Below are 5,541 nucleotides of genomic sequence, written 5' to 3'. Positions count from 1 at the left end.
CGCCGAGGCACGAAATGCCTCGGTCATCATCGCCGTCAGCGTCTTGCGATGCTTGAAATTCTCGATGTACTGCGTCGCGCCGGTGAGATTGGTCCGGACTTTGTGCGGCACCGTGGTCTTGGCCGTCAGCTTCGCGACAAGCTCCAGCGGCGACGCCGGCACGCCGGCCTCGCCCAGCGTCAGCACGCCCGAGCCGAGATACGGAATCACGCGCCCCTGCGCAAAGCCGGCTGCGATGTCGTCCAGCGCTTCAATGGTCATGCTGCTTTCCTCTGACTAACGTCGTCATTGCGAGCGCAGCGAAGCAATTCAGCTCCGTACCTGCGCTGGATTGCTTCGTCGCTGCGCTCCTCGCAATGACGGTGATGTTTGGGCCTGCGCACTCACCCCCGCGCCACCTTGTGATGCGTCACCACCAGGCCTGTCGCTTTCGCCACATCGTCCGTGATGGTCCAGCAATGCTGGCTGCCGTCGACGAGGTAGACGCTGAATCGCGGGTAGTCGCGAAACGGCGCCTCGGCGTCGATGTCGGACGGATCACACGACGTCAGTGACAGATGCGGCAGCTGCTGGCGCAGCGTCACCAGCGCGCTGCGCTCCGCCTCGGCACCGCCAAGCAGCGCGTCCAGCCTGGCAACATCGTCGCTGCTGATCGTCATCGTCACAGCTTGCGGGCTTCGACGGTGATCGGCAGCGGCGTGTCGGCCGCCATGGCCGGCAGCTCGAGCTGCCAGCCGTTGGCGAGCGTCACCTTGCCGCCCCACAGCGCCTCGTTCTCGATCTCGACGATCGGCTCTTCGAGATCCTTCTTGGCCACGTAAGCCGACAGCCCCTTCTCGGTCCTGCGGATCATCACTTTCATCGATTTCGGTCCTTGGGTTGGGCCGCCGCAGCGACGTACTTAAACAGGCGATATTTCGTGTTCGAGACAGCCGATGACGCGGTTGTCGGCGAACTCGACCAGATAGACCGGCTGGTTGCTTTCCTCGTGCATGCCGATGCGCACGATCTCACCGGCATCGCCGGTCTTCACCAGTAGCGCCTCCTCGGGCTGATCCGGAAAGGTGCCGTCGTTGAACAGGTCGATCTGCGCGGCGACGCGTTGACCCCACTGGTACTTCGGGTCGGCCATCACGCGACCTCCTGCGCCGGCTGCTCGGCTTCGGCCGAAACCAGCTCCTTGCGTTTCATGCCGACGATGCGGCCCTGGGCAACGAAATCGACTCCGTAGATGTAGAATTGCTGCAGGAAGGTGCCGATCGAGACAACGTAGCCCTCGTCGCCCTTCTTCACCAGCACCTCGCCGATTTCCTTGCCGGGAAACGTGCCGTCGTTGCGGATGTTGATCTTGGCGCGCACCTTCTGACCGTATTCGAACGTCGGCGGCCCATCGAGTTCGACGATGTCGCTGTCGCGGCTGATATTCATGGTGTCGTCTCCTTCACGGGCGTGACGCGGCCGAGTCCGATGGGCGACGGCGCTTTTAGATTGCCGGTACGGCTCTGCGCCATTTCCTTCACCAACGGATCGGTGTCGTCGAGCAGTTGGCCGATCTCGTAAGGCTCGGCGCGGCTGGCGACTTCGTAGCGCACGCGCCAGTCGGCATCGTCGATCATCGCCAAGAGCCGCCCCGGCGACATCCGCCGCGCGGCTTCGAGCCGGACGTCGCCGTCCTTGTCCATCGCCATCTGGGCCAGCCATTCGGAGCCGATGCGGCGTGCGACTTCGCGGCGCACGCCGGAATCCGGATCGAGCACCAGCAGCGGCAGCAGAGCCGGCGATGCGCGCCGCGCCACGACCTGGCGTACATAGTAATCGCTGTCGTTGACCATCGGCCGCAGATGCTCGCCGTCCATCACCGAAGCGATACGGATGCGGACCTCGCGATGCGGGTCGCTCCGCAGCGGCAGCAGATAGCGCTTGGGCAGCCGCCGCGCCGCGCTCCAGCGCACCGTCTCGTCCGGATCGTCGAGCAGCTTCGGCAGCAGGAACACGGTGGCGTAGCCGGCCGCGACCGCGCGGGTCTCGAAATAGGGATGGTCGAGATATTGATCGGCCAGCGCCCGATTGTGCTGGAAGAAACGCTCGATGCGGCGGGCGTAGCGGTCCTGCACGCAGGACTTCTTCAACTCGCAGCCGCCGGTGGCGAGCAGATCGCGATGCGGGCAGGTCGCGCAGTCGACCTCGTTGCCTTGCCAGTCCAGGGCCTCGTCGATGTCATTCGTCATCGTCGTGCCCGATCCGTTTCCAGACGTCGTTGAGCACGGAGGCGTTGACCTTGTCGGTCGGGTCGAGCTCGAGCAGCTTGTCGATCGCCGCGTGGCCCTCGTCGATCGCGCCGAGGCGCATCTGCAAATAGGCGTAGGCCTTGAGGGCGAACAGATAGAACCGCGGCAGGATGGCCGAATAGCTCGAAAATTCGGCATCGCCGCGGTGGACCCTACGCCAGTCGGCATCGAGGCCGTTGTCGCGCGCCGCCTTGGCCAGACAGGTCTGCGCGACGCCGAGCGCCTCGCCGAGCCGACCCTTGTAGAAATAGAAGCGATACAGCCCGATCAGCACCGCGGCGTGGTCGGGCGCCAGCGTCTGTGCCTCGCGCAGATGCTGTTCGGCCACCGCATCGCTCTGGAAATCCGCTCCGGCCAATTCGAGATGGCGATGCGCCTCGGCCGGCAGGCCCGCACCGAGCAGCGCGCCGGCGAGCAGCGACTGCTCGGGCCCGGACATCGTCAGCTCGCTGTGCAGGCGGTGCGGCATGGATCAGAACTCGCCGAGCTGAGCCAGCGCCGGCTTCGCGGGCGCGCCCTCGCCCGAGCATTTGCAGCTTGACGGATTGGGATCGATGAACACGAATCCGGTTGAGGCCATGCTGTCGCGGAAGTCGATGGTGATGCCGGCGAGCAGCTCGGCGCTGGCTTGTGGCAGGAACAGCCTGTAGTCGCCGCGATCGACCACGACGTCGCCGGCCTGCGGCGCGGCTTCGACATCGAACGTCGCCGACAGGCCGGAGCAACCGCCCGAACTCACCACCATGCGGAAGCCGCCGGTGCCACCGGAGAAGCGCAGCATGCGGCGGATGAACTTCTCGGCTGCTTCGGTCAAAATAAGATCCATCGTTCTCCCCTTAGGCCGCCCGATAACGCGGGACTGAGTTGTCGATCACGCAGGTGTCGTCGACCGGGCACACCGCGACGCATTGCGGCTGGTCGAAGTGGCCGATGCACTCCGAGCATTTGGCCGGATCGATCGCGAAGGTGCCGCCTTTCTCAAAGATGGCGGTGTTCGGACATTGCGGCTCGCAGGCCGAACAACCGGTGCATTGCGAGGCGACGATCTTGTAGGCCATCGGTTTGCCCTCGCTGCTCTCACACCGCCACGAAAGCGCCCTGGCGAATGTCGGCATCGCCGCGCGCGACGTGGCGGATCTCCGACTTGCCGACACGGACCAGGTAGTCCTTGAAGTAAGCGATCACCGACTGCTCGATATATTCGAACGCGTAGGTCTCGACTGCCTCGATGCCGGCGCCGGCCAGCGAGTCCTTCGGGCACAGGCCGATCTTGGCGACCAGCACCGCGGTGCAGTCGTTCAGCGCCTTGAGGATCGGTTCGATGCCGGCATCGCTGGCATAGCCGCCCTCGCAATACAGATCGACGCGGCGATGGCCGACGAACTTGGCCCCCGCGGTCGAAACCTCGTAGATCTGAAATTCGTGAGCATGGCCGAAATGCTCGTTAATGACGCCGCCACCCTTGGTGGCGATCGCGACCTGGATCTTGATCGAGGCAGTCTCGTCCGCCAGCGATTCCATCTCGCGCTGCTTGGCGGCCGCGATGGCGTCGCGCTCGGCCTCGACCTTGGCCTGATAGGCCTGGCGCGCGGCGAGATCGTATTCGAGGTCCATCGCCATCACCTTCTCGGTGGTGAACTCGGCGCTGCGGTCCTCGCCGAGCAGTCCGACCGCGTCGGCGCGGCACTGCCGGCAGTGCCGCATCATGTTCATCTCGCCCTCGCAGGCGTCCTGCAGCGCCTTCAGCTCCTGCGCGGTCGGACCGCGCTGGCCGGACAGACCGAACGCCGTGCCGTGCTCGGCCTCGGAGATCAGCGGCATGATGTTGTGCAGGAAGGCGCCGCGCGACTTCACCGCCTTGTTGACCTCGACGAGGTGCTCGTCGTTGATCCCGGGGATCATCACCGAATTGACCTTCACCAGGATGCCGCGCGCTACCAGCATTTCCAGGCCGAGCAGCTGCCGCTCACTGAGAATGCGAGAGGCCTCGACGCCGGTGATGCGGCGGTGGTCGTAGAAGATCCACGGATAGATCTTCGCGCCGACTTCCGGATCGACCATATTGATCGTGATGGTGACGTGATCGACGTTCATGGCGGCGATCTGGTCGACATAGTCGGGCAGCATCAGGCCGTTGGTGGACAGGCAGAGCTTGATGTCGGGCGCCGCCTCGGTGACCATCTCGAACGTCTTGAAGGTCTTGGCCGGATTGGCGAGCGCGTCGCCGGGGCCGGCGATGCCGAGCACCGTCATCTGCGGAATGGTGGAGGCGACCGCCACGACCTTGCGGGCCGCCTGCTCCGGGGTCAGCTTTTCGCTGACCACGCCGGGGCGGGACTCATTGGCGCAATCGTATTTGCGATTGCAGTAGTTGCACTGGATGTTGCACGCGGGCGCGACCGCGACGTGCATGCGGGCGAAATGATGATGCGCCTGCTCGGAGTAACAGGGATGGTTCTTCACCTTCTCCCAGATTTCCGGCGGCAGATCGCTCTCGCCGGCAGAGGAGCCACAGCCGGTCTTGCCGGCGCCGCCCTTGGTGCTGCAGCCGGACGCGGCAGCACTCTTGCGTAGCTCATCGAACGAGGCTCCACCCGGCGCGCCGAAATCGTGGAGTTGCAGCAGCTTGGTCATGTCCGGGCCTCGTTGGTAGCGCCGCGCGACGGGCGGCTTGTCCGATGTGATGGTGCTGCTACCGAGCCGGCTTGGATCATTCCGATCCGCGGGCGCGGCGATCCGTCGAAGACAAGTCCGGCGGTCAAGGCGCCGGCGTCTTGTCGGGTCAGACGCCGATCAGGCCGGCACGCAGGTGTTGTCGACCGGGCAGACCGAGACGCATTGCGGCTTGTCGAACTGACCTTCGCACTCGGTGCACTTGGTGGCATCGATCACATAGGTGCCGCGCTTCATGCTGATCGCGGCATTCGGGCATTCGAATTCGCACGCACCGCAGACGGTGCATTGGGAGGTAACGATCTTGTAGGCCATGGCCTGCTCCTTACGGGGTGAAGAGACGTTGCGTTGAGCTCCGTCTTTCAAGCCCCGTGCCAGAGCGTTACTTCGTTGATATCGTGATGATTATTGTGTTCGACGCAGTGGTCGCCGGTGTCGGTGCCCCGACACTTGTCGCAAGTCCGACAGATTCTAAACTGGCGCGATGTGGTAAGCATCAACCCCGACGGCCGTCCTGCCCGGGCTTGTCCCGGGCATCCACGAACTACGGAGCTTGCCGCACGAGAGACGTGGATGGCCG

General features: G+C 64.6%; 10 protein-coding genes and 1 pseudogene. All 11 read right to left on the bottom strand.

Annotated features, from left to right (window positions below):
- A pseudogene (locus tag I5M_RS13170) lies at positions 1-261 on the bottom strand (SIR2 family protein); the annotation flags it as partial.
- Positions 262-383: 122 nt separating this feature from the next.
- Positions 384-659 carry a hypothetical protein gene (locus tag I5M_RS13165; RefSeq protein WP_031336261.1) on the bottom strand — a complete coding sequence of 92 codons (276 nt, stop codon included), beginning with the start codon at positions 657-659 and terminating at the stop codon, positions 384-386.
- 2 nt (positions 660-661) lie between these two features.
- On the bottom strand, positions 662-862 hold the full coding sequence (nifT, locus tag I5M_RS13160; protein WP_022721823.1) for a putative nitrogen fixation protein NifT: 201 nt from the start codon (positions 860-862) through the stop codon (positions 662-664).
- A 39-nt stretch (positions 863-901) separates the two neighbouring features.
- Entirely contained in the window at positions 902-1,132 is a 231-nt protein-coding gene (locus tag I5M_RS13155; RefSeq protein ID WP_022721822.1) for a nitrogen fixation protein NifZ, read from the bottom strand.
- Positions 1,132-1,428: a nitrogen fixation protein NifZ gene (locus I5M_RS13150; RefSeq protein WP_022721821.1), complete on the bottom strand. Its 297-nt coding sequence runs from the start codon at positions 1,426-1,428 to the stop codon at positions 1,132-1,134. The genes I5M_RS13155 and I5M_RS13150 overlap by 1 nt, the downstream gene beginning before the upstream one ends.
- Positions 1,425-2,228, bottom strand: coding sequence for a 4Fe4S-binding leucine-rich repeat protein (locus tag I5M_RS13145; RefSeq protein WP_022721820.1), 804 nt, complete (start codon positions 2,226-2,228; stop codon positions 1,425-1,427). Before I5M_RS13145 ends, I5M_RS13150 begins: the two co-directional genes overlap by 4 nt.
- Positions 2,218-2,757, bottom strand: a complete 540-nt coding sequence (locus tag I5M_RS13140) for a hypothetical protein (RefSeq protein ID WP_022721819.1) — start codon at positions 2,755-2,757, stop codon at positions 2,218-2,220. Before I5M_RS13140 ends, I5M_RS13145 begins: the two co-directional genes overlap by 11 nt.
- A gap of 3 nt (positions 2,758-2,760) precedes the next feature.
- On the bottom strand, positions 2,761-3,102 hold the full coding sequence (locus I5M_RS13135) for an iron-sulfur cluster assembly accessory protein (protein WP_307705766.1): 342 nt from the start codon (positions 3,100-3,102) through the stop codon (positions 2,761-2,763).
- A gap of 22 nt (positions 3,103-3,124) precedes the next feature.
- Positions 3,125-3,346 (bottom strand): 4Fe-4S binding protein, encoded by a 222-nt coding sequence (locus tag I5M_RS13130; RefSeq protein WP_022721817.1) that lies wholly within the window; start codon positions 3,344-3,346, stop codon positions 3,125-3,127.
- Positions 3,347-3,365: 19 nt separating this feature from the next.
- Complete coding sequence (gene nifB / locus I5M_RS13125) at positions 3,366-4,922, bottom strand: nitrogenase cofactor biosynthesis protein NifB (protein ID WP_022721816.1); 1,557 nt, start codon at positions 4,920-4,922, stop codon at positions 3,366-3,368.
- 159 nt (positions 4,923-5,081) lie between these two features.
- Complete coding sequence (locus I5M_RS13120; RefSeq protein WP_376738679.1) at positions 5,082-5,327, bottom strand: 4Fe-4S binding protein; 246 nt, start codon at positions 5,325-5,327, stop codon at positions 5,082-5,084.
- Positions 5,328-5,541: the final 214 nt, after the last annotated feature.

The sequence above is a fragment of the Rhodopseudomonas sp. B29 genome, assembly GCF_000333455.1.
Classification (GTDB): Bacteria; Pseudomonadota; Alphaproteobacteria; order Rhizobiales; family Xanthobacteraceae; genus Rhodopseudomonas.
This window is presented reverse-complemented; position numbering and strand designations above follow the sequence as displayed.

Bases quoted from the DNA above. Each gene is read 5' to 3' on its own strand.
- I5M_RS13150 (WP_022721821.1), bottom strand. From the start codon at position 1,428: ATGAATATCAGCCGCGACAGCGACATCGTCGAACTCGATGGGCCGCCG.
- nifB (WP_022721816.1), bottom strand. From the start codon at position 4,922: ATGACCAAGCTGCTGCAACTCCACGATTTCGGCGCGCCGGGTGGAGCC.
- I5M_RS13130 (WP_022721817.1), bottom strand. From the start codon at position 3,346: ATGGCCTACAAGATCGTCGCCTCGCAATGCACCGGTTGTTCGGCCTGC.
- I5M_RS13140 (WP_022721819.1), bottom strand. From the start codon at position 2,757: ATGCCGCACCGCCTGCACAGCGAGCTGACGATGTCCGGGCCCGAGCAG.
- I5M_RS13155 (WP_022721822.1), bottom strand. From the start codon at position 1,132: ATGGCCGACCCGAAGTACCAGTGGGGTCAACGCGTCGCCGCGCAGATC.
- I5M_RS13145 (WP_022721820.1), bottom strand. From the start codon at position 2,228: ATGACGAATGACATCGACGAGGCCCTGGACTGGCAAGGCAACGAGGTC.
- I5M_RS13165 (WP_031336261.1), bottom strand. From the start codon at position 659: ATGACGATCAGCAGCGACGATGTTGCCAGGCTGGACGCGCTGCTTGGC.
- nifT (WP_022721823.1), bottom strand. From the start codon at position 862: ATGAAAGTGATGATCCGCAGGACCGAGAAGGGGCTGTCGGCTTACGTG.